The organism is Streptomyces sp. NPDC049597, from assembly GCF_040675505.1.
Taxonomy (GTDB): Bacteria; Actinomycetota; Actinomycetes; order Streptomycetales; family Streptomycetaceae; genus Streptomyces.
In genome coordinates this window covers 420,799-446,408 of the sequence record NZ_JBFAOY010000001.1, presented here as the reverse complement: position 1 = coordinate 446,408, position 25,610 = coordinate 420,799, and the positions used below count along the sequence as shown (strand labels likewise).

At 71.6% G+C, this 25,610-nt stretch carries 27 protein-coding genes; 18 read left to right on the top strand and 9 right to left on the bottom strand.

Annotated elements, in window-relative coordinates:
• Positions 1–8: 8 nt before the first annotated feature.
• The 8 genes from ybeY (at position 9) to AB0K02_RS02035 (ending at position 6,216) form a co-directional block, all read left to right on the top strand.
• Positions 9–506: an rRNA maturation RNase YbeY gene (ybeY, locus tag AB0K02_RS02070; protein WP_365990394.1), complete on the top strand. Its 498-nt coding sequence runs from the start codon at positions 9–11 to the stop codon at positions 504–506.
• Positions 503–1,807, top strand: coding sequence for a hemolysin family protein (locus tag AB0K02_RS02065; RefSeq protein ID WP_365990393.1), 1,305 nt, complete (start codon positions 503–505; stop codon positions 1,805–1,807). The genes ybeY and AB0K02_RS02065 overlap by 4 nt, the downstream gene beginning before the upstream one ends.
• Positions 1,804–2,157 carry an MmcQ/YjbR family DNA-binding protein gene (locus tag AB0K02_RS02060; RefSeq protein WP_365990392.1) on the top strand — a complete coding sequence of 118 codons (354 nt, stop codon included), beginning with the start codon at positions 1,804–1,806 and terminating at the stop codon, positions 2,155–2,157. Before AB0K02_RS02065 ends, AB0K02_RS02060 begins: the two co-directional genes overlap by 4 nt.
• A gap of 149 nt (positions 2,158–2,306) precedes the next feature.
• A complete protein-coding gene (locus AB0K02_RS02055) occupies positions 2,307–3,173 on the top strand; it encodes a helix-turn-helix transcriptional regulator (protein ID WP_365990731.1) in 867 nt (288 codons plus the stop codon).
• A gap of 93 nt (positions 3,174–3,266) precedes the next feature.
• On the top strand, positions 3,267–3,992 hold the full coding sequence (locus AB0K02_RS02050) for a hypothetical protein (RefSeq protein WP_365990391.1): 726 nt from the start codon (positions 3,267–3,269) through the stop codon (positions 3,990–3,992).
• 37 nt (positions 3,993–4,029) lie between these two features.
• A complete protein-coding gene (locus AB0K02_RS02045; RefSeq protein ID WP_307715570.1) occupies positions 4,030–4,383 on the top strand; it encodes a cytidine deaminase in 354 nt (117 codons plus the stop codon).
• Positions 4,384–4,499: 116 nt separating this feature from the next.
• Positions 4,500–5,441 carry a GTPase Era gene (gene era, locus AB0K02_RS02040; protein ID WP_365990390.1) on the top strand — a complete coding sequence of 314 codons (942 nt, stop codon included), beginning with the start codon at positions 4,500–4,502 and terminating at the stop codon, positions 5,439–5,441.
• A gap of 94 nt (positions 5,442–5,535) precedes the next feature.
• The gene (locus tag AB0K02_RS02035) at positions 5,536–6,216 is read left to right on the top strand and encodes a TetR/AcrR family transcriptional regulator (RefSeq protein ID WP_365990389.1); all 681 of its coding nucleotides are present in this window, start codon (positions 5,536–5,538) and stop codon (positions 6,214–6,216) included.
• On the opposite strand, the gene AB0K02_RS02030 is transcribed toward AB0K02_RS02035, so the two are convergent.
• Both AB0K02_RS02030 and AB0K02_RS02025 read right to left on the bottom strand, forming a co-directional pair.
• Positions 6,200–6,466 (bottom strand): protealysin inhibitor emfourin, encoded by a 267-nt coding sequence (locus tag AB0K02_RS02030; protein WP_365990388.1) that lies wholly within the window; start codon positions 6,464–6,466, stop codon positions 6,200–6,202. The genes AB0K02_RS02035 and AB0K02_RS02030 overlap by 17 nt on opposite strands.
• Positions 6,467–6,543: 77 nt before the next feature.
• Positions 6,544–7,602 carry a M4 family metallopeptidase gene (locus AB0K02_RS02025; protein WP_365990387.1) on the bottom strand — a complete coding sequence of 353 codons (1,059 nt, stop codon included), beginning with the start codon at positions 7,600–7,602 and terminating at the stop codon, positions 6,544–6,546.
• Between the two features lie 293 nt (positions 7,603–7,895).
• Here AB0K02_RS02025 and leuA point away from each other — a divergent pair, with 293 nt between their 5' ends.
• From leuA to AB0K02_RS02000, 5 genes are all read left to right on the top strand, one after another.
• A complete protein-coding gene (gene leuA / locus AB0K02_RS02020) occupies positions 7,896–9,659 on the top strand; it encodes a 2-isopropylmalate synthase (RefSeq protein ID WP_365990386.1) in 1,764 nt (587 codons plus the stop codon).
• Positions 9,660–9,913: 254 nt separating this feature from the next.
• On the top strand, positions 9,914–10,606 hold the full coding sequence (locus tag AB0K02_RS02015; RefSeq protein WP_365990730.1) for a TerB family tellurite resistance protein: 693 nt from the start codon (positions 9,914–9,916) through the stop codon (positions 10,604–10,606).
• A gap of 202 nt (positions 10,607–10,808) precedes the next feature.
• Positions 10,809–12,992, top strand: coding sequence for an MMPL family transporter (locus AB0K02_RS02010; RefSeq protein WP_365990385.1), 2,184 nt, complete (start codon positions 10,809–10,811; stop codon positions 12,990–12,992).
• Positions 12,993–13,174: 182 nt separating this feature from the next.
• Positions 13,175–14,404 carry a histidine kinase gene (locus tag AB0K02_RS02005; protein WP_365990384.1) on the top strand — a complete coding sequence of 410 codons (1,230 nt, stop codon included), beginning with the start codon at positions 13,175–13,177 and terminating at the stop codon, positions 14,402–14,404.
• Positions 14,401–15,060: a response regulator transcription factor gene (locus tag AB0K02_RS02000; RefSeq protein WP_365990383.1), complete on the top strand. Its 660-nt coding sequence runs from the start codon at positions 14,401–14,403 to the stop codon at positions 15,058–15,060. The genes AB0K02_RS02005 and AB0K02_RS02000 overlap by 4 nt, the downstream gene beginning before the upstream one ends.
• 165 nt (positions 15,061–15,225) lie before the next feature.
• Here AB0K02_RS02000 and AB0K02_RS01995 read toward each other — a convergent pair whose 3' ends face one another.
• Positions 15,226–16,593 carry an FAD-dependent oxidoreductase gene (locus AB0K02_RS01995; RefSeq protein WP_365990382.1) on the bottom strand — a complete coding sequence of 456 codons (1,368 nt, stop codon included), beginning with the start codon at positions 16,591–16,593 and terminating at the stop codon, positions 15,226–15,228.
• Positions 16,594–16,991: 398 nt separating this feature from the next.
• On the opposite strand from AB0K02_RS01995, the gene AB0K02_RS01990 reads away from it, so the two are divergent.
• Positions 16,992–17,207 carry a hypothetical protein gene (locus AB0K02_RS01990; RefSeq protein WP_177152450.1) on the top strand — a complete coding sequence of 72 codons (216 nt, stop codon included), beginning with the start codon at positions 16,992–16,994 and terminating at the stop codon, positions 17,205–17,207.
• 6 nt (positions 17,208–17,213) lie between these two features.
• Here the strand turns inward: AB0K02_RS01990 and AB0K02_RS01985 are convergent, their stop codons facing one another.
• Both AB0K02_RS01985 and AB0K02_RS01980 read right to left on the bottom strand, forming a co-directional pair.
• Entirely contained in the window at positions 17,214–17,726 is a 513-nt protein-coding gene (locus AB0K02_RS01985; RefSeq protein WP_365990381.1) for a DinB family protein, read from the bottom strand.
• A gap of 104 nt (positions 17,727–17,830) precedes the next feature.
• Positions 17,831–19,093, bottom strand: a complete 1,263-nt coding sequence (locus tag AB0K02_RS01980; RefSeq protein ID WP_365990380.1) for a benzoate/H(+) symporter BenE family transporter — start codon at positions 19,091–19,093, stop codon at positions 17,831–17,833.
• 240 nt (positions 19,094–19,333) lie between these two features.
• Here AB0K02_RS01980 and recO point away from each other — a divergent pair, with 240 nt between their 5' ends.
• The 4 genes from recO (at position 19,334) to AB0K02_RS01960 (ending at position 22,184) form a co-directional block, all read left to right on the top strand.
• A complete protein-coding gene (gene recO, locus AB0K02_RS01975) occupies positions 19,334–20,080 on the top strand; it encodes a DNA repair protein RecO (protein WP_177152452.1) in 747 nt (248 codons plus the stop codon).
• Positions 20,081–20,094: 14 nt separating this feature from the next.
• The gene (locus AB0K02_RS01970; RefSeq protein WP_365990379.1) at positions 20,095–20,940 is read left to right on the top strand and encodes an isoprenyl transferase; all 846 of its coding nucleotides are present in this window, start codon (positions 20,095–20,097) and stop codon (positions 20,938–20,940) included.
• 34 nt (positions 20,941–20,974) lie between these two features.
• Positions 20,975–21,499 carry a YcxB family protein gene (locus AB0K02_RS01965; protein ID WP_365990378.1) on the top strand — a complete coding sequence of 175 codons (525 nt, stop codon included), beginning with the start codon at positions 20,975–20,977 and terminating at the stop codon, positions 21,497–21,499.
• Between the two features lie 148 nt (positions 21,500–21,647).
• Complete coding sequence (locus AB0K02_RS01960) at positions 21,648–22,184, top strand: YcxB family protein (protein WP_365990377.1); 537 nt, start codon at positions 21,648–21,650, stop codon at positions 22,182–22,184.
• 66 nt (positions 22,185–22,250) lie between these two features.
• On the opposite strand, the gene AB0K02_RS01955 is transcribed toward AB0K02_RS01960, so the two are convergent.
• From AB0K02_RS01955 to AB0K02_RS01940, 4 genes are all read right to left on the bottom strand, one after another.
• Complete coding sequence (locus tag AB0K02_RS01955; RefSeq protein WP_100107081.1) at positions 22,251–22,682, bottom strand: transcriptional repressor; 432 nt, start codon at positions 22,680–22,682, stop codon at positions 22,251–22,253.
• A 72-nt stretch (positions 22,683–22,754) separates the two neighbouring features.
• Positions 22,755–23,645 carry a metal ABC transporter permease gene (locus AB0K02_RS01950; RefSeq protein ID WP_365990376.1) on the bottom strand — a complete coding sequence of 297 codons (891 nt, stop codon included), beginning with the start codon at positions 23,643–23,645 and terminating at the stop codon, positions 22,755–22,757.
• A 2-nt stretch (positions 23,646–23,647) separates the two neighbouring features.
• Entirely contained in the window at positions 23,648–24,430 is a 783-nt protein-coding gene (locus AB0K02_RS01945; protein WP_365990375.1) for a metal ABC transporter ATP-binding protein, read from the bottom strand.
• 47 nt (positions 24,431–24,477) lie between these two features.
• Positions 24,478–25,503, bottom strand: coding sequence for a metal ABC transporter substrate-binding protein (locus tag AB0K02_RS01940; RefSeq protein ID WP_365990374.1), 1,026 nt, complete (start codon positions 25,501–25,503; stop codon positions 24,478–24,480).
• Between the last annotated feature and the right edge of the window lie 107 nt (positions 25,504–25,610).

Below are 25,610 nucleotides of genomic sequence, written 5' to 3'. Positions count from 1 at the left end.
GCCGCACCATGTCGATCGACGTCAACAACGAGTCCGGAACCGAGGTCGACGAGCAGGCGATCCTCGACGTCGCCCGCTACGCGCTCGCGCGGATGCGTATCCACCCGCTCTCCGAGCTCTCGGTGATCGTGGTGGACGCCGAGGCCATGGAGCAGCTGCACATGCAGTGGATGGACCTGCCGGGCCCGACCGATGTCATGTCCTTCCCCATGGACGAACTCCGTCCGCCGTCCAAGGACGACGAGGAGCCCCCGCAGGGGCTCCTCGGTGACATCGTGCTCTGCCCCGAGGTCGCCAGGAAGCAGGGCGAAGAGGCGCCGACGCGGCACTCCATGGACGAGGAGCTCCAGCTCCTGACCGTCCACGGGGTGCTGCACCTGCTCGGTTACGACCATGAGGAGCCGGACGAGAAGGCCGAGATGTTCGGTCTGCAGGCCGCGATCGTCGACGGCTGGCGGGCGGAGAAGGGCCTCACCGGCCCGTCCCCGGCGCCGACCGTCTCATGACCGGCCAACTGATCGCGGGCGCCGTCGCGCTGGTCGTCGTCGCCTGGCTCGCCGCCTGCGCGGAGGCCGGTCTCGCCCGGGTGTCCAGCTTCCGCGCCGCCGAGGCCGTACGGTCGGGGCGGCGCGGCGCCGCCAAGCTGGAGCAGGTCGCCGCCGACCCCACCCGCTACCTCAACGTCGCCCTGCTCGTCCGGGTCGCCTGCGAGATGGCGGCCGGTGTGCTCGTCACGTACGTGTGCCTGGAGGAGTTCGAGGAGACCTGGTCGGCGCTGCTCGTCGCCATCGCCGTGATGGTGCTCGTCAGTTACGTCGCCGTCGGCGTCTCCCCGCGCACCATCGGGCGCCAGCACCCGCTCAACACCGCGACCGCCGCGGCGTACGTCCTGCTGCCGCTGGCCCGGGTCATGGGCCCCGTCCCGCAGCTGCTGATCCTCATCGGCAACGCGCTGACCCCCGGAAAGGGCTTCCGCAAGGGCCCGTTCGCCTCCGAGGCCGAGCTGCGGGCCCTGGTCGACCTCGCCGAGCAGGAGTCGCTGATCGAGGACGACGAGCGCCGGATGGTGCACTCCGTCTTCGAACTCGGCGACACCCTGGTCCGCGAGGTGATGGTGCCGCGCACCGACCTCGTGTCCATCGAGCGGTTCAAGACCGTGCGGCAGGCGCTGACTCTGGCGCTGCGCTCGGGCTTCTCCCGCATCCCCGTCACCGGGGACAACGAGGACGACATCGTCGGCGTCGTCTACCTCAAGGACCTGGTCCGCAAGACGCACATCAACCGCGACGCGGAGGCCGACCCGGTCTCCACGGCGATGCGGCCCGCGATGTTCGTCCCGGACACGAAGAACGCGGGCGACCTCCTGCGCGAGATGCAGCAGAAGCGCAACCACGTCGCCGTCGTCATCGACGAGTACGGCGGCACGGCGGGCATCGTCACGATCGAGGACATCCTGGAGGAGATCGTCGGCGAGATCACCGACGAGTACGACCGCGAGGCGCCGCCGGTCGAGGAGCTCGGCGACGGCCGCTTCCGGGTCACCGCGCGGCTCGACATCGGCGACCTCGGCGAGCTGTACGGCCTCGGGGCCGACGAGCTCGACGACGAGGACGTCGAGACGGTCGGCGGTCTGCTCGCCAAGGCACTGGGCCGCGTACCGATCGCGGGCGCGCGTGCGGTGGTGGACCTGCCGGACGGCCGCGCCCTGCGGCTGACCGCCGAGTCGCCGGCAGGCCGGCGGAACAAGATCGTCACGGTGCTGTCGGAGCCGGTGGAGAGGCCGGCGGAAGAAGGGGCGATGGGATGAAGGCGCAGGACCTGCGGGCGTTCTGCCTCGGCTTCGACGCGGCGGTGGAGGAGTTCCCGTTCGGTCCCGAGACGTCGGTGTTCAAGGTGCTGGGGAAGATGTTCGCCCTCAGCGCGCTGGACGCCGAGCCGCTGACGGTGAACCTCAAGTGCGAGCCGGACCTGGCGGTTCAGCTGCGTGCGGAGCACGCGGCGATCGTGCCGGGGTGGCACATGAACAAGCGCCACTGGAACACGGTGACGGTGGGAGGGCTCCCGGACCGGATGGTCCGGGAGCTGATCGAGGACTCGTACGACTTGGTGGTGGCGGGCCTCCCGCGTGCGGAACGCCTCCGCCTGGACCGGGCCTAGCCGAGGGTTCCTCCGCCTGGCCGGCGGGGAGCACGACACACCTTCGGGCGGCCGGAACACCGGTGGGGAGCGCGAACTTATCCTGTTGGCCGCACCACCGGGCTTACGGACAGGGGGAGTACGTGGGCGCGTCGGCCGAACAGGACCCGATGAAGGCGCACCGGCTCGCCGAGCTGCGCGAGTTCCTGATGAGCAGGCGCGCGCGGATCACCCCGGCCGAGGCGGGTCTGCCGGACGGCGGCGCCCGCCGCCGCACCCCGGGGCTGCGCCGGGAGGAGGTCGCGGTCCTCGCGGGCGTCGGCGTCTCCTGGTACCAGTGGCTGGAGCAGGGCCGGGACATCACCGTCTCCCCCCAGGTGCTCGACTCGGTGAGCCGGGTGCTGAGGCTCAGCAGTGCCGAACGCCGCCACCTGTACGCCCTCGCCGGCCTCAACCCGCCCCCGGCCGAGGTGGATCCGGGCGGCAGGGACATGTGCGCGGGGCTGCGGCGGCTGATCGACGCGTGGATGCCGTACCCCGCGCACATCATGGACGTCTACTGGAACATCGTGCGGTACAACGACGCGGCGGCGGCGGTCCTCGGCATGCGTCCCGGCGTCGTCCGGAACTGTCTGCTCGCGTTCTTCACGGACCCGGTCTACCGCGCCCGCAGCCGCGGTTGGGAAGAGGTGGGCCCGCAGTTGGTCGCCCAGTTCCGGGCGGCCTGCTCCGAGTGCCCGGACGACGAGGGCTTCCGGGAGGTCGTGGCACAGGCGAAGGCGGTCAGCCCCGAGTTCACCGAACTGTGGGAGCGGCGTGACATCGCGCCCGGCGGCCAGATCCGCAAGGAGATGGAGCACCCGCTGGCCGGCCGGCTGGTGCTGGAGTCGACCCAGCTCCGCGTCCCCGCCCGCCCGGACCTCGTGATCGTGATGCACACACCCGCACCGGACGCGACGGTGGACACGGCCGCGAAGCTGGAGTGGCTGGCGGGTCCGGAGGGCCGGCGCGGGGCGATGTATCCAGTGGCGGGATGACCTCGGGTTCTGTGTATTGTCTGCTCGTCATCAGGGGAGGGGGGAAGCTCCCCAACGAGCTGATTTCCCATGGGGAGAAGCACTTTCATGCGTATGCGCATCCGTCACGGCGTCGCCGCGGCACTCACGGTCTCCGCTCTGTGTTTCACGGCCGCCGCCTGCGGCAGCGAGGGCGACAAGAAGACGGACTCGTCCTCCGCCAAGGACTCGGCGTCGCAGAAGCCCGCCGAGGACAAGGCGTCCACGGAGCCGCTGACGGCCGAGCAGATGAAGGCCGCCTTCGTCGAGGCCGGCGACCTGCCGGCCGGCTGGACGGCCACCAAGGTCCCGGCCTCCGACGACGCCGCCCCGAAGGCGGACAAGCCCGAGTGCCAGCCGCTCGCCGACTTGGTGGGGGCCAAGATCAAGGGCGCGACCGATGGCGGGAGTGCCGACTTCAAGCACAAGGACGGCAAGTCCCAGCTGAACCAGAACATCGCCACGTTCGCCGGCACCGGTGCTGCTGACTACGTCAAGGCGATCGACACGGCTCTTGCCGCCTGCTCCACCGTCTCCTTCGACATGGAGGGCGCGAAGGTCCCGGTCAAGATCAAGCGGATCGACGGGACCGCGAAGGTCGGTGAGGCCTCCTCCACCTTCTCGATGTCTCTTGAGGTCGCTCCCGGCATCGCGCTGAACTCGAACCTGCTTGTCGCCCACCAGGGCACCGGCCTCACGCGTGTCGCGTTCCTGAACGACGGCAGCCCCGCCGCGCAGACCGGCTTCGCCGACATCGTCACCCGTGTCGGCGACAAGTTCGTCAAGGGCGTCCAGGGCTGACGTCGGTGGGGACTCGGGGCCGATCTATGCTCGGAGCATGACGCAGAGCACCGACCTCGGCCCCGAGGACCGCAAGATCATCACGCTGGCCCGCAGCGCCCGGGCCCGCAACGGTGTGCCCGAGGGTGCCGCCGTGCGCGACGAGACCGGGCGGACGTACGTCGCCGGGACCGTGGCGCTGGACTCGCTGAACCTCAGCGCCCTGCAGACCGCGGTGGCGATGGCCGTGGCGTCCGGCGCGAAGTCCCTGGAGGCCGCGGCCGTCGTCTCCGAGGCGGACACCGCGTCCGACGCGGACCGCGCCGCCGTACGGGACCTGGGCGGCGCGTCCACCCCGGTGCTGCTGGCCGGGCCCGACGGCGAGCTGAAGTCCTCGGTCACGGCGGGCTGAACGGCCCGTCCTCTGCTCTTTCGTACGGCGTCACCCCGCCCGGGGTGGCGCCGTCGCGCGTCCCCGGCGGGCGAGGGCGTACTCCGGAGCACCTGGCATCAGGGACAATGGGCGCCATGAGCGCTCGTACCCAGTCCTCCGAAGCCCCCCACAGGGCCGGCTTCGCCTGCTTCGTCGGCCGCCCGAACGCGGGCAAGTCCACTCTGACGAACGCTCTGGTCGGCCAGAAGGTGGCCATCACCTCCAACCGGCCGCAGACCACCCGGCACACGGTGCGGGGCATCGTGCACCGCCCCGACGCGCAGCTGATCCTGGTGGACACCCCCGGCCTGCACAAGCCGCGCACCCTGCTCGGCGAGCGGCTCAACGACGTGGTGCGCACGACCTGGGCCGAGGTCGACGTCATCGGCTTCTGCCTGCCCGCCAACGAGAAGCTCGGCCCCGGTGACCGGTTCATCGCCAAGGAGCTCGCCGGGATCAGGAAGACCCCGAAGGTCGCGGTCGTCACCAAGACCGACCTCGTCGACTCCAAGACGCTCGCCGAGCAGCTCATCGCGATCGACCGGCTCGGCAAGGAGCTGGGTATCGAGTGGGCCGAGATCGTCCCGGTGTCGGCGGTCGGGGGCAAGCAGGTGCAGCTGGTCGCCGACCTGCTGATCCCGCTGCTGCCCGAGAGCCCGGCGCTCTACCCGGAGGGTGACCTCACGGACGAGCCGGAGCAGGTGATGGTCGCCGAGCTGATCCGCGAGGCCGCGCTGGAGGGTGTGCGCGACGAGCTGCCGCACTCGATCGCCGTCGTCGTCGAGGAGATGCTCCCGCGCGAGGACCGCCCGGCGGACCGCCCGCTGCTGGACATCCACGCGAACGTCTACATCGAGCGGCCGAGCCAGAAGGGCATCATCATCGGCCCGAAGGGCAAGCGCCTGAAGGAAGTGGGCATCAAGTCCCGCAAGCACATCGAGGCGCTCCTGGGAACGCCGGTCTTCCTCGACCTCCATGTGAAGGTCGCCAAGGACTGGCAGCGCGACCCGAAGCAGCTCCGCAAGCTCGGATTCTGATCCCGGGCCCGATGCGGGCGGCCGGCGCCGTCGTCCGAAGCCGGTGAGGCCCTCGCCGGGCCGTTGTCGTTCATAACAGCGTTACGCTGCTGTCGTGTCACCCGCAGATTCCGTCCCCGGTCCCGCCTCCCCGGCTCCCTCGCTACGCCGCCGGCTCCTCGACGAAGCGGCCCGTGTCCTCGCCGAACAGGGACCCGCCGCGCTCAGCGCCCGCCGCCTCGTCAAGGCGGTCGGCGCCTCGACCATGGCCGTCTACACCCACTTCGGCTCCATGCCGAACCTGGTCCGCGAGGTGATGCGGGAGGGGTTCGAGCGCTTCCGTGCCCGGGCGCTGGCCGTACCGCGGGGGGACGACCCGGTCGCGACGATCGCCGCCCTGTGCCGCTGCTACCAGGACTTCGCGCGCGACGAGCCGCACGTCTACGCGGTGCTGTTCGGCGGCTCGACGCCGGCCGGTTTCGAGCTGGACGACGACGACCGCAGCATGGGCGTGTCCGTCCTGCGCTTCCCGCGCGACGCGATCCGCCGCAGCGCGGACAGTGGCCGCTTCCGGGCGGGCGCGGACGCGGACCTGCTGGTGCGCCAGCTCTTCGCGCAGCTGCACGGGATCGCCCAGCTGGCCCGCGCGGGGTACCTCATGGGCGGCTACACGGCCGACGACGTCCTGACCGGCGCGCTCGTCGACTTCGCCGTCGCGGCGGGCGACGAGCCGGAGCGCGCCGCCCGCTCGGTGACCACCGGCCTCCGGACGGCCGGCGTCACGAACCTTCCTTGAGCACCAGCGAGATCAGGTCCCGCTGGGCCTCGGACAGCCGCGGATCGGAGCAGTACACCGTCCGCCCGTCGACCGTGATCTGGTAGCTGAACCCGTCGGGCACGCCGACCGGGGGCGTCTCCCGGCCGTCGGCCATCGCGCGCTCGGCCAGGCCCTGTACCTCGCCCGCGTCGGCGCGCCCGTCGGTCTCCACCTCGGCGAGCCGCTCGATCCCCGCGAACCCGCCCATACGTCTTACCTGGATACGCATGGCAACCGTTCTAGTACGGATCGTGCGCGGGCGACAGCGGGAGGCGCACGGACGGCCGCTCGTCCCCGCCCTCCGGCTCACCCCGCGGTGTCGACCCCGACCTGCGACCAGGCCTTCAGCACCGCCTCGTACTCCTCGCCCGCGCCGAACCGGTCACGGGCGGCCGCCACCGTCAACCGGGCGAAACTGGCGAAGTCGGCGTCCACGCTCAGGTCGCCGCCGGTCAGCACGTCGAACCAGATCTGCCCCGCCCGCTCCCAGGCCCGGCCGCCCAAGCGGGTGGCGAGCACGTAGAAGGCGTGGTTGGGGATGCCCGAGTTGATGTGGACACCACCGTTGTCCCGGCCGGTGCGGACGTAGTCCGCCATCGTCGCGGGCTGCGGGTCCTTGCCGAGCACATCGTCGTCGTACGCGGTCCCCGGCGCCTTCAGCGAGCGCAGCGCCACCCCGCTGACCCGCGGCGCCAGCAGGCCCGCGCCGATCAGCCAGTCCGCCTCGTCGGCCGTCTGTCCGAGGGTGTGCTGCTTGACGAGGGAGCCGATCACGTCCGACACGGATTCGTTGAGGGCACCCGGCTGGCCGAAGTAGCTGAGGTTCGCCGTGTACTGCGTCAGGCCGTGGGCCAGCTCGTGAGCGATCACGTCGACCGCGACGGTGAAGTCGAGGAAGATCTCGCCGTCCCCGTCGCCGAACACCATCTGCTCGCCGTTCCAGAAGGCGTTGCCGTACTTCTCGTCGTAGTGGACGGTCGCGTCCAGCGGCAGGCCCTCGCCGTCGACGGAGTCGCGCCCGTAGGCGGTGTGCAGCAGCTCGAAGGTGGCGCCCAGGCCCGCGTGGGCACGGTTGACGGCGGCGTCGGTCACGGGCTCGTCGCCCTCGCCGCGCACCTTGACGCCCGGCAGCACGGTGCCGTTCTGCGCGTCGTAGAGCGTGCGGCGCGGCCCCGCGGCATCGCCGGGAGCCGGCCGGGCGGCCGGGCCGAGGACGGTGGTCAGGCGCCGGCCGGTGCGCTGTGCGGCGTCCGCCTGCAGCGTGCGGCGGGCCGGTTCGGAGAGGGCGGGATCACCCGAGCGGGCGAGCTTGTCGAGGATGTGCGGCGGCACGATTCCGCAGAAGACCGGGGTGCGAGTGTCCATGTCCGGCAATGTGGCAGCACGTACACGGCCTGTCACGGGATGCGACATCGATTAATGAAATGGAGTGATAGGACACATTTGACCGTTACTGGTCGGTCGTCCCGCATACTGAAACGGGACGCACGCTCACGCCGAGGCTCGGTTAGTCTTCTTCGCATCATGCGTTTCGGGCTGCTTCTCCTTAGCTGCCGCGGCGAGGGCCTGTAGTCGTAGGCCGACCCCCTCCCCGCGGAGTCTGGTGCTGCTTCGACACAGTCGGCCGTCCTTCTTCTGGACCCGAGGAGCCCTACGCAATGTCTCAGTCGCAGTGGATCGGCCGCCCCACCCCGATCACCAACACGACGCACACACAGCAGCCGTCCGGAATGCCGATCCACAAGTACGGCGCGTACGAGGCCGTCGACATCCCCGACCGCACCTGGCCCGAGCAGCGGATCACCAAGGCCCCCCGCTGGCTGTCCACCGATCTGCGCGACGGCAACCAGGCGCTGATCGACCCCATGAGCCCCGCCCGCAAGCGCGAGATGTTCGACCTGCTGGTACGCATGGGCTACAAGGAGATCGAGGTCGGCTTCCCCTCCTCGGGCGAGACGGACTTCGCGTTCGTCCGCTCCATCATCGAAGAGGGCGCGATCCCCGACGACGTCACCATCTCGGTGCTGACGCAGGCCCGTGAGGACCTGATCGAGCGCACCGTCGAGTCCCTGGTCGGCGCCAGGCGCGCCACCGTCCACCTGTACAACGCCACGGCTCCCACGTTCCGCCGCGTCGTCTTCCGGGGCTCCAAGGACGACATCAAGCAGATCGCCGTCGACGGCACCCGCCTGGTCATGGAGTACGCGGAGAAGCTGCTGGACCCGGAGACCACCTTCGGCTACCAGTACAGCCCCGAGATCTTCACCGACACCGAGCTGGACTTCGCCCTGGAGGTCTGCGAGGCGGTCTGCGACGTGTGGCAGCCCGGCCCCGGCCGCGAGATCATCCTCAACCTGCCCGCCACCGTGGAGCGTTCGACGCCGTCCACGCACGCCGACCGGTTCGAGTGGATGTCGCGCAACCTGACCCGGCGCGAGTACGTCTGCCTGTCCGTCCACCCGCACAACGACCGCGGGACCGCCGTCGCCGCCGCCGAGCTGGCCATCATGGCCGGCGCCGACCGCATCGAGGGCTGCCTGTTCGGTCAGGGCGAGCGCACCGGCAACGTCGACCTGGTCACCCTGGGCATGAACCTGTTCTCGCAGGGCGTCGACCCGCAGATCGACTTCTCGCAGATCGACGAGATCCGTCGCACCAGCGAGTACTGCAACCAGATGGAGATCCACCCGCGCCACCCCTACGCGGGCGACCTGGTCTACACCGCCTTCTCCGGCTCCCACCAGGACGCCATCAAGAAGGGCTTCGACGCGATGGAGGCCGACGCGGCCGCCCAGGGCAAGACCGTGGACGAGATCGAGTGGGCCGTTCCGTACCTGCCGATCGACCCCAAGGACGTCGGCCGCTCCTACGAGGCCGTCATCCGCGTCAACTCGCAGTCCGGCAAGGGCGGCATCGCCTACGTCCTGAAGAACGACCACAAGCTGGACCTGCCGCGCCGGATGCAGATCGAGTTCTCCCGGATCATCCAGGCCAAGACCGACACCGAGGGCGGCGAGGTCACCCCGGCCGCGATCTGGTCCGTCTTCCAGGACGAGTACCTGCCGAACCCGGACAACCCGTGGGGACGCATCCAGATCCGCTCCGGCCAGACCACCACCGACAAGGACGGCGTCGACACCCTGACCGTCGAGGCGGTCGTCGACGGCGCCGAGACGGTGCTGACCGGCTCCGGCAACGGTCCGATCTCCGCGTTCTTCGAGGCGCTGAACGCCATCGGCGTCGACGTACGGCTGCTGGACTACCAGGAGCACACCATGAGCGAGGGCGCGTCCGCGCAGGCCGCCTCGTACATCGAGTGCGCCATCGACGGAAAGGTCCTGTGGGGGATCGGCATCGACGCCAACACCACCCGCGCCTCCCTGAAGGCCGTCGTCTCCGCCGTCAACCGCGCGGCCCGCTAGTCAGCCCAGCAATCGGCGGCATCGCCGGGCGTGCTCGCTTCCGAGTACGCCCGGCGATTTTGCGCCGTTGTGCGCCCGATGGGGCATCGAGCGGATCCGGCCATGTCCGCACGTACTCCCCTCGGGGTGCTGACGCCGCCTCATTCGTGTGGCTAACATCACGTCCACGCGGCAACGTTGCCGCAGGGGGCACCGCCCGTGCCCGAAGGGCCATGGGGGAATGACGGAGGTGCGACGTGCGGCCAGCCCGAGGAATGTTCGGCCGGAAACTGCGGGTCTGCGGCATTCAGCGGGTGTGCGGCATCCATACGTCGTGGAGCACCATCGGCGACGGGGAGTTCTTCTGCCCCGGCTGCGGAGGCGACCGGAACTACCGCCGCCGCACCGGCCGCCGCCGCTTCACCCTCCTCGGAGTGCCCCTGCTGCGCCGCGGCCTCGCCGGTCCCGTCGTCGAATGCGCCGCCTGCCACTCCCGCTTCGGTCCCGACGCCCTGGACCACCCGACCACCAGCCGGTTCTCGGCGATGCTCCGGGACGCCGTGCACACCGTGGCCCTCGCCGTCCTCGCCTCCGGCGGCACCTCCTCCCGCTCCGTGCGCGAGACGGCCGTGCAGACGGTCCGCGCCGCCGGGCTCGACGACTGCACCGAGGACCAGCTGACCTCCCTCATCGAGGCGCTCGCCGCCGACACCGGTCGCTTCGTCGCCGACACCACCCCTTACGGTGCGGCCCTCGCCATCGAACTGCACGAGGCACTGGAACCGCTCGCCCCCCATCTGGCCCCCGCGGGACGGGAGTCGATCCTGCTGCAGGGGGCACGCATCGCCCTCGCCGACGGCCCCTACTCGCCGGCCGAGCGCGAGGTGCTGACCACCGTCGGCGCGGCACTGCAGCTGGGTGAGGACGACACCACGCGCCTGCTGGAAACGGCCCGCGCGCCCTTCTAGATCCTCCTCCGCAGCGGGCCGGGCACGCGTCGCCCGGGTCCCGGCGCACTCCGTCCGCCGTACTCCCCAGGGAGTAGCCACGAGTCCGGGCCGCCCCCGGCAGTAGCCCCCATCTCGCCCCCGCGCGCGACGAAAGCGCCCTCGGCCGCCGGGATTCTGGTGACGCATCAGCCACCGGACCCGTGACGAAGGGGAGGCACCCATGGGGGCCGTACGGAGCGCAACCGAACCACCGCAGGCCAGGCCGCCGGCACGCCAACGGGCCGTGCCCTGGGCGATCGTCCTGCTCTGGGTGGCGGCCGTCGCCCTCGCGGGCCCGTTCGGGGGCAAGCTGGGCGACGTCCAGCGCGACAACGTCGTCGACTACCTGCCGGCGAGCGCCGACTCCACGCAGGTCGCGAAGATCCAGCAGGCCCTGCCCGGTGGCGAGTCCACCGACCTCGTCGTCGTCTTCCACCGCGACGGCGGGCTGACGGACGCCGACCGTGCCGAGGCGCGGCACCGGCTCGACCGGATCGCGGACGCCCACCCGCTCGCGAGCGGCCCGCCCCGGGGCATCCCCTCGCGGGACGGCAGCACGCTGATGTTCCCGGTGTCCAGCAATGGACCCGGGACCGACAACGAGGCGCGCGCCGCGTTCGTCGAGGACGTGCGCGAACGGCTCGGCGACGGCAACGGCGACGGCGCCGGGGGCAGCGGGGGGAGTGAGGGCCTCACCGTCGAGGTGGGCGGGCCCGGCGCCCTGCAGACCGACATGGAGGCCGTCTTCGAGACCATCGACGGCACCCTCATGATCGCCACGGTGAGCGTGGTCGCCGTCCTGCTGATCCTCACCTACCGCAGCCCGTTCCTGTGGCTCGTGCCCCTGGCCGTCGTCGGCGTCGCCGCGCTCACCTCGCGGGCCGTCATCTACGGTCTCGTCCAGGGCTTCGACCTCACGGTCACCAGCCAGAGCGGCGGCATCATGACCGTCCTCGTCTTCGGCGCCGGCACCGACTACGCGCTCCTGCTCGTCGCCCGCTACCGCGAGGAACTGCGCCGCGTCCAGCGGCCGTACGACGCCATGCTCGCCGCCCTGCGCGGCTGTGGACCGGCGGTCCTCGCCTCCTCCGGCACGGTCGCCGCCGGACTGCTCTGCCTGCTGGCCGCCGACCTCAACAGCGCGAGGGGGCTCGGGCCGGTCGGCGCGGTCGGCGTCGTCTGCGCGCTGGCCGCCATGCTCACCCTGCTCCCCGCCGTCCTGGTGCTCCTCGGCCGCCGCGTGTTCTGGCCGCTCGTACCCGCGTACGGCTCCCGGGTCGAGCAACGCCGCTCGCTGTTCACCGCGATGGGCGGCTCCGCCGGGCGCAGGCCCGGACTCGTCCTCGGCTCGGGCGTCGTCCTGCTGGGCATGCTCGCCCTCGGTGTGCTCGGGCTGCCGGGCAGCCTGAGCCAGGAGGGCAGCTTCACCGAACGGCCCGAGTCCGTCTCCGCGATGCGTACCCTCGCCGACGCCTATCCCGAGCGCAGCGCCCAGCCCATCAGCGTCGTGGCGCCGGCGGACCGCGCCGACCAGGTGCTCGCGAAGGCGCGCGCCACCGACGGCGTGGCCGCGGCCGAGGCCGGGCGCACCGGCGACGGCTGGACCGAGATCACCGTCTTCGCGGAGGACGGGCCGGACACCGCCGGGGAGAGGGCCACCATCGAGGCGCTGCGCTCCGGTCTCGACGGCAGCCACGTGGGCGGGCCCAGCGCCCAGCAGCGCGATCTCGAGGAGACCAACACCCGGGACAGCCTCGTGATCATCCCGCTGGTGCTCGTCGCGGTCCTGCTCGTCCTGATCGCCCTGCTGCGCAGCCTCGTCGCCCCCCTGATCCTCATCGTCGCCGTCGTCGCCGTGTGGGGAGCGGCGCTGGGGCTCGGCGGCCTCGTCTTCCAAGGGCTCTTCGGCTTCGACGGCACGGACCCCGGACTGCCGTTGCTCTCCTTCGTGTTCCTCGTGGCGCTGGGCGTCGACTACGGGATCTTCCTGATGCACCGGATGCGCGAGGAGGCGCTGTCGGGCGCCGACCCGGCCGCGGCGGCGCTGACGGCGCTGCGCACCACGGGCGGGGTGATCGCGTCGGCGGGCCTCGTGCTGGCGGCGACGTTCGCGGTGCTGATGAACCTGCCGCTGGTGGCGCTGGTCGAGATGGGCTTCGTGGTCGCGGTGGGGGTGCTGCTGGACACCTTCCTGGTGCGGACGTATCTGGTGACGTCGGCGAGTGTGCTGCTGGGGCGGCGGGTGTGGTGGCCGGGAGCGCTGAGCCGGCGGCCGGGCGTCGTGCCGACGGCGGCGGAGTCGCCGAGGTCGCCGGAGTCGCCGGAGTCGCCGGCGGAGCGTCGTGAACGGGTGGGCCGCGCGTAGGGGGCCGTTCCGGGGGCTCGTGCCCCCGGGCCTTCGCGCCGCAAGCTCCCGCTACGCCTTCCGGGCGTGGGAGGCCCCCCAGCGGGGCTGGACCTCGCTGCGCGATACCCCCGCCCAGGGCCGCCGGGCCGCAGGGGGAGGGCGGGGTGGGGAAACACAGACAACGCGACCAGGATGGACCCGTGCAGGATTCCCACACCGCCTCCCGCCCGCGCCTGGGCGAACGCGTGCTCACCGCGGTGAGCCGCGACCCCCTCACCGCGCCCCACCGCGCCCGCAACGACGCGATCCTCGCCGCCGGCGTCGGGCTGATGTCGTTGCTCCTCGCCCTGTTCGCGGACGACGGGCGCAGGCCCGACGCCCTGGGGTGGGCGCTCCTCGCCGGGACGGCCGTGCCCCTCGTGTGGCGGCGGTCGCGGACCGGGCTCGCGCTGGTCGCCGTGCTGTTGTGTGTCGCGCCGTACCACGCGCTCGACAACGCCCACGCCGCCCCCGTCCCGGCGTCGTTGCTCGTGCTGTACACGTTCGCCGCCACCGCCCGCCCGCTGCACACCCTGCTCGTCGGCGGCGGCGTCATCGGCATCACGCTCACCGTGATGTTCGGCGTCGGCGCCCACGAGGGGCTGGAGGCCCTGCGGACCTCGGGCTGGATCCTCGCCGTGCTCGTCTTCGGCGTCGACGTGCGTGTCTACCGTCTCTACATCGCCTCCGTCGTCGGCCGCGCCGAGCGTGCCGAACGCACCCGCGAGGAGGAGGCGGCCCGGCGGGTCGCGGAGGAACGGCTGCGCATCGCCCGGGACCTGCACGACCTGCTCGCGCACTCCATCACCCTCATCGGCGTGCAGACCTCGGTCGCGTCCCACGTCCTGAGCGTCGACCCCGACCGCCTCGACCGCGCTCAGATCGCCAAGGCGCTGGACGACATCGCCGACACGTGCCGCACCGCGCGCGGCGAACTGCGCACCACGTTGGAGGTGCTGCGCGCCGACGGCCCCGAAGGGGACGGGCCGTTGCCCGGCCTGGCCGCGCTGCCCGGTCTCGTACGGGCAGCGGGCGCGCGGCTGACCCTGGACACCGGGGAGCGGGCACTGCCGCCCGCGGTGGAGGCCGCCGCGTACCGGATCGTGCAGGAGTCGCTGACCAACGCCGTACGGCACGGCGGCGCGGGGGCCGGTGTCGACGTCGCCGTGCAGCGGCGCGGAGAGGAACTGCACGTCACGGTCACCGACGACGGCGGCACGTCGTCCCGTGCGGCCAAGAAGCCGTCCGGAGCCTTTGGATTCGGCATCGTCGGGATGCGCGAGCGCGCCCGCAGCGTCGGGGGGACGCTGTCGGCCGGCCCGCGCACGGACGCGGCCGGCTTCGAGGTCGCCGCGATGTTGCCCCTGCAGCCCACGGAGGCCGCCGCGTGATCCGCGTCCTGCTCGCCGACGACCAGACCCTCGTACGCGCCGCGTTCGCGATGCTCGTCGAGTCGGCCCGTGACATGGAGGTCGTCGGCCAGGCCGGGACCGGTGCCGAGGCCGTCGAACTGGCCCGCAGCGAACGGGCGGACCTCGTCGTCATGGACGTCCGCATGCCCGAACTGGACGGCATCGAGGCCACGCGGCTGATCGCCGCCGACGAGGACCTCGCGGGCGTGAAGGTGCTGGTGCTCACCACCTACGACACGGACGAGCACGTCGTCGAGGCGCTGCGCGCGGGCGCGTCGGGGTTCCTGGTGAAGGACACCAGGCCGGCCGATCTGCTGGCCGCGATCCGGACGGTCGCGGCGGGGGAGTCGCTGCTCTCCCCGGGGCCCACGTCCCGCCTGATCGCCCGTGTCCTGAGCGCGCCCCGGCTGCCGTCCACGGGCGGCCCGGACGGCCTCACGGACCGTGAGCGGCAGGTCCTGACCCTGGTCGCCCGCGGCCTCAACAACACCGAGATCGCCGAGTCCCTGGGCCTGAGCCCGCTCACGGCCAAGACGCACGTGAGCCGGATCATGGGCAAACTGGGTGCCCGCGACCGGGCCCAACTCGTCATCGTCGCCTACGAGTCGGGCCTGGTGACGCCGGGCGGCCCGTAGTGGCGGCCGGCGGACGCGCACGCTCGTCCCCTGCGTCCTGCACCGGCCCCGGCTGCGGATCGACCTGAACCGGGCGGGGCTGCGCGGTCCCCGAGCCGGAGCGCGAAGACGGCCGGTACCGGGCCGTGAAGCCCCGGTACCGGCCGTCCGCACGGTCCGCGCGTGTTACGCGCCGCTCGCCCTGAGCATGTCCTCACGCTCGACGATCTTCACGCGCTCGCGGCCCTGCGGCTCGCCCAGCGCCTTCTCGGCCTCGTCCAGCCGGTACCAGCCGTCCCACGTCGTGTAGCGGACGTCGCGGTCCGCGAGGAAGGACTCCACCGCCTCCGGCTCCGGCGAAGACGGCGTCTGCAGACGGCCGTTGGCGTGGTCGTCCAGCAGGTTCGCGACGGTCTCGTTCGCGTCGCCCTTCGTGTGGCCGATCAGGCCCACCGGTCCGCGCCGGATCCAGCCGGTCACATACGTCGACGACAGGTGCTCGCCGGACTCCTCGACGACCCGGCCGCCCGCGTCCGGGACCGTGCCCGACTCCACGTCCCAGGGGAGCTTGGGCAGTTCGTCCGAGAGGTAGCCCACCGCGCGGTAGACCGCGGTGACGTCCCAGTCCTTGAACTCGCCCGTGCCCTTCACGTTGCCCGTGCCGTCGAGTCGCGTGCGCTCGGTGCGCAGGCCCGTGACCCTGCCGTCCTCGCCGAGGATCTCGGCCGGCGACTCGAAGAAGTGCAGGAACAGCTTGTGCGGGCGGTCGCCGATGTCGCGGATCGCCCAGTTCTCCAGGGTCTTCGCGACCATGTCCGCCTGCTTGTTGCCGCGGCGGGTCTCGATCGAGCCCTCGTCGTAGTCGATGTCCTCGGGGTCGACGATGACCTCGATGTTCGGCGAGTGGTCGAGCTCGCGCAGCTCCATCGGGCTGAACTTCGCCTGCGCGGGGCCGCGACGGCCGAAGACGTGGACCTCCAGGGCCTTGTTGGCCTTGAGCCCGTCGTAGACGTTCGGCGGGATCTCGGTCGGCAGCAGCTCGTCCGCGGTCTTCGCGAGGATGCGGGCCACGTCGAGCGCGACGTTGCCGACGCCGAGCACCGCGACCTTCTCGGCCTCCAGCGGCCAGGTGCGGGGTACGTCCGGGTGTCCGTCGTACCAGGAGACGAAGTCGGCCGCGCCGTACGAGCCGTCGAGGCCGATGCCGGGTATGTCGAGCGCGCGGTCCGCGGTCGCGCCCGTCGAGAAGATCACCGCGTCGTAGAAGGAGCGCAGGTCGTCGAGGCTGATGTCGTTCGGGTAGTCGACGTTGCCGAAGAGCCGGATCTGCGGCTTGTCGAGCACCTGGTGCAGGGCCGTGATGATGCCCTTGATCCGCGGGTGGTCGGGGGCGACGCCGTAACGGATCAGGCCGAAGGGCGCGGGCATCCGCTCGAAGAGGTCGATGGAGACGCCGGGCTCGGCGGCGGCCACCTCGGACTTCAGCAACGCATCGGCGGCGTAGATCCCGGCGGGGCCGGCTCCGACGATGGCTACCCGCAGGGGGCGGGGCATGTTCAGGTTCCCTTCGAGCGGCGACAACTGGCTCGTCGGCCACCCTAAACAAAGGCTTGCCTAAGTCTGTACTCACCCCTGGTCTATGACCTCATAAGGGGGGCTTATGGCTGCTCAAAGGTCTGCTTGATGACGAGCCGCGAGAGATCGGCGCGCGGGCTCACGGTGGCCCCAGCCTTGGCCATGGGTCAACCCCCTTGTCCCGCTGCCCGTTTGCCGCGGGCACAGGCGCGTCCAGGGTACTAGCGCAGTGTGACGCTCCGCACGCGAAACGTGAATGCGGCGCAGAATGGGAACGCTCGGGACACGCCGTGTCCGCTCGTCGAATCGGGGCGCCGCGCGGTGGACACTGTCCGCCTGATCGCGGGAGCTCTGCCCAGGGAAGGGGGCCGTACGCCATGACCCTGCCCATCGGTACGTACGTCGTCGACACCCGCACCGGCCGGGTGGGCCGGCTCATGGGGCCGGCCGGCCCGTTCCTCTCGCTGAGACCCGTCGGCGGAGGCCGGGAGTGGGAGTGCTCCCCGGAAGAGGTGCGGCCCGCGACGGCGGCGGAGCGGATCAGCGCGACGACGGCGTACGTGAACGCCCGCAGCCGCGGCGAACTGCCCTGACCCGGCTCAGTAGTAACCGGTCTCGCCGTCCAGGAGTTCGCGGATCGCGTCCATGTGGCCCGCGTGCCGGGCGGTCTCCTCGATCATGTGGATCAGCATCCAGCGCAGCGACGCCTGGCCGGAGGTGAAGTCGGGGTGGCGGCCGACCTCGTCGAAACCGTGCGCGGCGATGATCTCGTCGGAGACCGCGCACTGCTTCCGGTACTCGTCGAGGAGCTGCGCGAGCGGTACGCCCTCGACGCGCATGTCCGCGTCCTCGGGGTCCTCGGAGAACTGGGGGCCATCGGCGGGGCGGCCGAGGAAGAGGACCTCGAACCAGGTCTGCTCCGTCCAGCGCAGGTGGGAGACGATGCCCGCCATGGTCATCAGGGGCGAGGAGGGCAGGACCGCGCGGTGGGCGTCCTCGTCGGACAGGCCCTCGCACTTGTAGTGGACGATCGCGCGCTGCATGTCGAACCAGCCGAGCAGCTGCGTCCGTTCGTCCGCGGAGAAGGGGGGCCGTATGCGGGAAGGCGTCATGTGTGCGGAGGCTAGCGGGGGTTGTGGCCCCGGGCCATTGCATTGCGCCGGGCGCCGCGGCGGCAGCCCGGGCCTGTGCGTCAGTCCCGGAGGCCGATCATGCGTCACCCTGCGTGCAGACGCTCCCGGCGGCGCGACAGGGCGACATGGGACAGGACGCCGAACAGCAGGCCCCAGAAGGCCGATCCGATGCCGAAGAGGGTGAGGCCGGAGGCCGTGGCCAGGAAGGTGATCAGGGCCGGCTCCCGGTCCTTCGGCTCCTGGACGGCTCCGGCGAGGCCGCCCGCCAGGGCGCCGAAGAGGGCCACACCCGCAACCGCCGCCACGAGTTCCTTCGGCAGCCCCGCGAACAGGGCCACCAGCGTCGAGCCGAACGCCCCGACCAGCAGGTAGAACACGCCGCACGAGACGCCCGCGACGTACCGGCGGCGCGGGTCGTGGTGGGCCTCCGGACCGGTGCAGATGGCCGCCGTGATCGCCGCCAGATTGACCGCGTGCGAGCCGAAGGGCGCGAGCGCCGTGGACACGAGGCCGGTGGAACCGATGAGCAGGCGGTCGTTCGGCGCGTAGCCGGAGGCGGAGAGCACCGCCATGCCGGGCGCGTTCTGCGAGGCGAGCGTCGCGAGGACCAGCGGCACCGCGATGCCGATCAGGGAGGAGAGGGAGAAGTCCGGCGCGGTGAGCACCGGGCGGACCAGCTCCACCCGGTCGAGGCGGATGTCGATGCGCGAGGCCGCGGCGCTCACGGCGACGCCGGCGGCGAGCGCGACCAGCACCGCGTACCGGGGCAGCCACCGCTTGGCGAGCAGATAGCCGACGAGGACCGCACCGGCGATCCACGGACCCGTCCGCAGCGACGTGAACGCCCCGGCGCCGAACGAGAAGAGGATGCCCGCGAGCATCGCGGACACGACCGCGCCGGGGACCTGGCGTATCAGGCGGCCGAAGACCCCGGTCAGACCGACCAGCGTGATCACCGCTCCGGTCACGAGGAACGCGCCGACGGCCTCCGCGTAGGAGTACGCACCCAGGCTGGTGACCAGCAGCGCGGCGCCCGGCGTCGACCACGCGGTGATCACCGGCATCCGGGTGCGCAGGCTCAGACCGATGCACGTCAGGCCGCTGCCGATGGAGATCGCCCAGATCCAGGACCCCGTCTCGGCGGTGGACAGGCCGCCCGCCGAGGCGGCGGTGAGCACGATCACCAGCGGGCCCGAGTAGGAGACGACGACGGCCACGAACCCGGCCAGCACCGCGGACAGGGAGGCGTCGCGCCACAGCCGGGGCGGCTTCTGGGCGGAGGCCGGGGCGCGGCCCGGGTGCTGCGCGGTGGTGGCCTGGGTGTCCGTGGACGTGTCGGGGCTCAACGGGTCCTCCGCGGCCCGGATCGGGGCCTGGTCGGGTCGGCGGCGCGGTTCGTCCAGGATTCTCCGCCCGCGGCGGGGGAGGCGAGCGGGCATTTCAGGATGCGAGAAGGCCGGGCCGGCCGATGTCTTCCGGCGCCTGCGCCGGTCCCCCGAAGGACACCGCGACCCTGCGGCCGGGGAACCGCCGGCGGATCGACCGGCCCGTGCCCGGCGGGCCCAGGGGTACGGGAGAATGGGCCCATGAGTCTGTTCCGCGATGACGGCGTCGTCCTGCGCACCCAGAAACTGGGTGAGGCGGACCGCATCATCACGCTGCTCACTCGCGGTCACGGACGAGTACGCGCCGTCGCGCGCGGCGTGCGGCGCACCAAGTCCAAGTTCGGGGCCAGGCTGGAGCCCTTCTCGCACGTCGACGTGCAGTTCTTCGCCCGGGGCAGCGAGCTGGTGGGCCGCGGACTGCCGCTGTGCACCCAGTCGGAGACCATCGCGCCCTACGGCGGCGCCATCGTCACCGACTACGCCCGCTACACCGCCGGCACGGCGATGCTGGAGACCGCGGAGCGGTTCACCGACCACGAGGGCGAGCCGGCCGTCCAGCAGTACCTCCTGCTCGTCGGCGCGCTGCGGACCCTCGCCCGGGGCGAGCACGCGCCGGGGCTCGTGCTCGACGCCTTCCTGCTGCGGTCCCTCGCGGTCAACGGCTACGCCCCCAGCTTCGACGACTGCGCCCGCTGCGGGCTGCCCGGCCCCAACCGCTTCTTCTCCGTCGCCGCGGGCGGCGCCATATGCGGCGACTGCCGGGTGCCGGGCAGCGTCGTACCCTCGGCGGAGGCCATCGGCCTGCTCAGCGCGCTGCTCACCGGCGACTGGGCGACGGCGGACGCGTGCGAGGCGCGTCATGTCAGGGAGGGCAGCGGACTCGTGTCCGCCTATCTGCACTGGCACCTGGAGCGCGGACTGCGCTCGCTCAGATACGTAGAGAAATAGGAGATGTGAGCCGCATGGCACGACGCGGAATCCTGGGCCGGTCCCGCCGCGAGTACAAGGTCCCCGAGCCGCACCCGTCGGGGGCGCGCCCGCCGAAGATCCCCGGCGAGCTCGTGCCAAAGCACGTGGCGATCGTCATGGACGGCAACGGCCGCTGGGCCAAGGACCGCGGCCTGCCGCGCACCGAGGGCCACAAGGTCGGCGCCGAGCGCGTGCTGGACGTCCTGCAGGGCGCGGTCGAGATGGGCGTCACAAGCGTCTCCCTGTACGCCTTCTCCACCGAGAACTGGCGGCGCTCGCCCGACGAGGTGCGCTTCCTGATGAACTTCAACCGGGACTTCATCCGCAAGACCCGCGACCAGCTCGACGAACTCGGCATCAGGGTGCGCTGGGTGGGCCGGATGCCCAAGCTGTGGCGCTCGGTCGCGAAGGAGCTCCAGATCGCGCAGGAGCAGACCAAGGACAACGACCGGCTCACGCTGTACTTCTGCATGAACTACGGCGGCCGTGCCGAGATCGCCGACGCGGCCCAGGCGCTGGCGGCGGATGTGAAGGCCGGGAAGCTCGATCCCGCGAAGATCACCGAGAAGACCTTCGCCAAGTACCTCTACTACGCGGACATGCCGGACGTGGACCTGTTCCTGCGGCCCAGCGGCGAGCAGCGCACCTCCAACTACCTGCTCTGGCAGAGCGCGTACGCCGAGATGGTCTTCCAGGACGTGCTGTGGCCCGACTTCGACCGCCGCGACCTGTGGCGCGCCTGCCTCGAGTACGCCCAGCGCGACCGCCGCTTCGGCGGGGCGATCCCCAACGAGGAACTGCTGGCCATGCAGGGCCGGCCGGACGGGGAGACCGGCTGACGGGCGCGGACCGGGAGCCGTTAGGGTCCCGCTCATGGATCACCAGGGGCGGGGCGCCGAACACACGGCGGAAGCGATAGAGCTGACCTACCGGCACACACGCGCCGGCATTCTGGCGGCCGTGCTGCTGCGCGAGCGGTACCGGCGGATGACCTTGGTGCGGCGGATCGTGGCCGGGCTGCTGCTGTGCACGGCGCTCCTGATGATCTACGGCGGCAGGACGCCGGTCGCCTCGGTCGCCGTATGGCTGCTGCTCTCGGCTTTCGTCTGGGCGATCCCGTACATGTACACCTCCCAGGCGCTGCGGATCGTCGAATGGCAGGGCGAATACCGCACCACGGTCACCGAGGACGGCGTGGCCACCGTGAACGACCACTGCGCACTCACCCAGCGCTGGACCCTCTTCCGCGGCTACGGGGAGACCGACGACGCCTTCGTCCTGCTGAGCCGCGACCGGGGCGTCATGTGGGTGGAGACCCTTCCCAAGCAGGGCCTGCGCGACCCCCGGGACGCCGACAGGCTGCGGGAACTGCTGGACCGGCACCTGCGACGGCTGTGAGAGCCCCCGCGCCCGCTGCGAGGCTCTGGGCCGGCCGCGGGGGTCTCCGCGCCGGCTGTGAGGACGTGAGCAACCCCCGTAGCCCGCGTGGGGATTGAGATCGTCCGCCGATACGATCACGGCTCGACGACAGCGTACGGGAGGGACCGTGGCAGAGGTGCAGCAGGAAGAACAGGCCGTGACGCTGGTGTACCGGCCCACCGTCACCGACATGACCGACGCGCTGCACGCCCGGACGCGCGGCACCGCGACCGGCCGCCGCACCCGTCGGCTGCTGCTCTTCACCGGGGTGGCCGGCCTGCTTCTGTTCGTCCTGGACACCGTGAGCCGCGAGGACGACCTCACCCGCCGCGTCCTCGCGCTGACCCTGACGTTCTTCGCCCTCGGCAGCCACTTCCTGCTGCCCCGGCTGCAGGCCCGCCAGCTCCATCAGCTGACCGAGCGCCAGGGCGAGTTCCGTGCCACGGTCGACCACGGCGGGATACGGGTGACCTCGCGTGACACCGAGACCACCGCCAACTGGGAGCTGTACCCGCGCTACACCGAGACCGACGAGCTGTTCGTCCTGCTCAGCGCGGACAAGCACGGCGTCGGCGTCGTGCTCCTCCCCAAGCGCGGCGTCCTCGTCCCGGAGGACGTCGACCGCCTGCGCGGCGTACTGGAGCAGCACGTCCAGCGGGTCTGACCCGCACATGGCGGTGGCCCGCACCCCCGGGGGTGCGGGCCACCGTCGTGCAACCGTACGGCCATGTCAGCCGGCCTTCGCCGCGCACTCCGCGCACGTGCCGAAGATCTCGACCGTGTGCGCCACGTTCACGTATCCGTGCTGGGCGGCGATCGTCTCCGCCCACTGCTCCACGGCCGGGCCCTCGACCTCCACCGCCTTGCCGCACATACGGCACACCAGGTGGTGGTGATGGTCGTCCGTCGAACAGCGCCGGTACACCGACTCGCCCTCGCTCGTGCGCAGCACGTCCACCTCGCCCGCGTCGGCGAGCGACTGGAGCGTGCGGTACACCGTGGTCAGGCCCACCGAGTCGCCGCGGTGCTTGAGCATGTCGTGCAGCTCCTGCGCACTGCGGAACTCGTCCACCTCGTCCAGCGCCGCCGCCACGGCGGCACGCTGCCGCGTGGACCGGCCTCGCACCGGGGCGGTGTTCCCGCCGGTTGGCGCCGTGGTCACAGGAGCCTCCTTGCCTCGCCCGCACATGTGTCGGGCCATTCTGCCAGGCCGCGCGCGGGCCCCGTCCCGCGCTCAGACCCTGACGTCGTCACTCGGCCGTCGCGTGCCCGGCATGTCCACCGTGCACTCGGCGCCGTCCGCCGCCGGTTTCGCCCGCAGGCGCGCCAGCGGCAGCGCCAGAGCGGTGAGCACCACGAAGACGGCGATGGCCAGCAGGACAATCGTCGCTCCGGGCGGCACGTCCCGGTAGTAGGAGGTGCTGGTTCCGGTCAGGGCCACGGCGACCCCGATCCCCACCGCGAGCCCGAACGTCGCCCGGAACGAGCGCGTCACCTGCTGCGCGGCCGCCACGGGCACCACCATGAGCGCGCTGACCAGCAGCAGGCCCACGACGCGCATCGCGACGCTGACCGTGACCGCCGCGGTCACCGCGACCAGCAGATTCAGCGCGCGGACCGGCAGGCCGGTCACCCGCGCGAACTCCTCGTCCTGGCTGATCGCGAACAGCTGCTTGCGCAGCCCCAGCGAGACCAGCACCACGAAGCCGGCCAGGATCGCGATGGCCGTCAGGTCCTCCTGCGAGACCGTGGACAGCGAGCCGAACAGGAACGAGCCCAGGTTCGCCGTCGACCCCGTGTCGGAGAGGTTGACGAGCATCACGCCGCCGGCCATGCCGCCGTAGAACAGCATCGCCAGCGCGATGTCACCGCGCGTACGCCCGTAGGCACGGATGAGCTCCATCAGGACCGCGCCGAGCACCGACACCAGTGTGGCCATCCACACCGGGTTGGTGGACAGCAGGAAGCCGAGGCCGACACCCGTCATCGCGACATGGCCGATTCCGTCACCCATCAGCGCCTGCCGCCGCTGGACCAGATGAATGCCGACCGCCGGAGCGGTGATGCCCACCAGAAGCGCCGCGAGCAACGCCCGCTGCATGAACGCCGTTTCCAGGATTTCCATGATCAGGTCAGCAGTCCCGTGCGGAGCGGCTCGTCGGCCGCGTGCGGATGTACGTGGTCGTGGCCCGGCAGGGCGTGCTGGCCCACCGCCGTCGGCGGCGGCCCGTCATGGACCACACAGCCGTCGCGCAGCACCACGGCCCGGTCGATCAGCGGCTCCAGCGGCCCCAGCTCGTGCAGCACGAGCAGCACCGACGTGCCGTTCGCGACCTGGTCGCGCAGCGTCGACGCGAGGATCTCCTGGCTCGCGAGGTCCACGCCCGCCATCGGCTCGTCCATGATCAGCAGTTCGGGCTCGGAGGCCAGCGCCCGCGCGATCAGCACCCTCTGGTGCTGGCCGCCCGACAGCGCGGTCACCGAGTCCCTGGCCCGGTCGGCGAGACCCACCAGCTCGATGGCCCGCGCCACGGCCGCCTTGTCGGCGCGCGAGGAGAAACCGAAACGGGTGCGGGAGAGGCGGCCGGCGGACACGACCTCCCGCACGGTCGCCGGCACGCCGCTGGCGGCCGTCGTCCGCTGCGGCACGTAGCCGACCCGCGCCCACTGCCGGAAGCGGCGCAGGGGCGTGCCGAACAGTTCGATCGAGCCGCTCGTCACCGGCACCTGGCCGATCACGGAGCGCACCGCGGTCGACTTGCCGGAGCCGTTGGCGCCGAGCAGCGCCACGACCTCACCGCGTCCGACGGTGAGGTCCACCCCGCGCAGCACGGGGCGCGTGCCGAGCGTGGCCCGGGCACCCCTGACGGATATGACCGGATCGACGGCCGGTTCCGTGACGGGCTCCATGGCGTGTGCCTCCGTTGCGTGCGGGGTGGGTGTCGCCTCGTGCGGGATCACTTCGCGCCGAGAGCCTTCTGCAGCGCGGCGAGGTTGGAGCGCATGACCTCCATGTAGTCATCGCCCTTGGACCTGTCGGTGATTCCCTCCAGCGGGTCGAGGACGTCCGTCTTCAGCCCGGCGTCCTGCGCGAGCGTCTTCGCCGTCCTGTCGCTCGCGAGGGTCTCGAAGAAGACCGTGGTGACCTTCTCCTCCTTCGCGATCGTCTGGAGTTCCTTGATCCGCGCCGGGCTGGGCTCGGACTCGGGGTCGAGGCCCGCGATGCCCTCCTGGTCGAGGCCGTAGCGCTCGGCGAGGTAGCCGAAGGCGGAGTGCGTGGTGATGAACGTCTTCGTGGCCGAGTTCTTCAGGCCCTGCTGGAAGTCGGTGTCCAGGTCCTTCAGCTTGGCGACCAGCGCGTCGGCGTTCTTCGTGTAGTCCGCGGCGTGGTCGGGGTCCGCCTTCCCGAGGGCCTTGCCGACGCCCTCGGCGACCTCGGCGTACTTCACCGGGTCGAGCCAGATGTGCGGGTCGGCGCCGGCCTCGCTCTCGCCCTCGTGCGCGGCTTCCTCGTGGGAGGCTTCCTCGTGACCGTGCTCGTCCTCGTGGGCGGCCTCTTCGTGGCCGCTCTCCTCGTGCCCGTGGTCGTGGCCGGCCTCGGTGCCGTGGTTCTCCAGCGTCGTGAGCGTGGCGGCGTCGATCTTGTGCTCCACGCCGGACTCGGCGATCGCCTCGTCGACGGCGGGCTGGACGCCCTTGAGGTAGAGGATCAGGCCGGAGTCGTTCAGCTCGGCGGTCTGGCGGGGCTTGAGCTCGAGGTCGTGCGGCTCGACACCGGGCTTGGTGAGCGTGGTGACGGAGACGTTGGCGCCACCTATCTGCTCGGCGAGATACTGCATCGGATAGAAAGACGCCACGACCTTCAGCCTGCCGTCGCTGCCGCCCTCGGCGGCGTCGGAGGAAGAGCACGCGGAGACGGCCACGAGGCCGAGCGCAACGGCTCCGGCGACGGCGGTGGTGGGTATGAGGCGTCGTACGTTCATGACAGTCATTTTCAACAAAATCGGAAACGATTGTCAATAAACCCTGTGGCCTGGCCATCCACCCGGACCGATTTGATCCGGGGGGTGCGGCCGCCGGTAACCTGAAG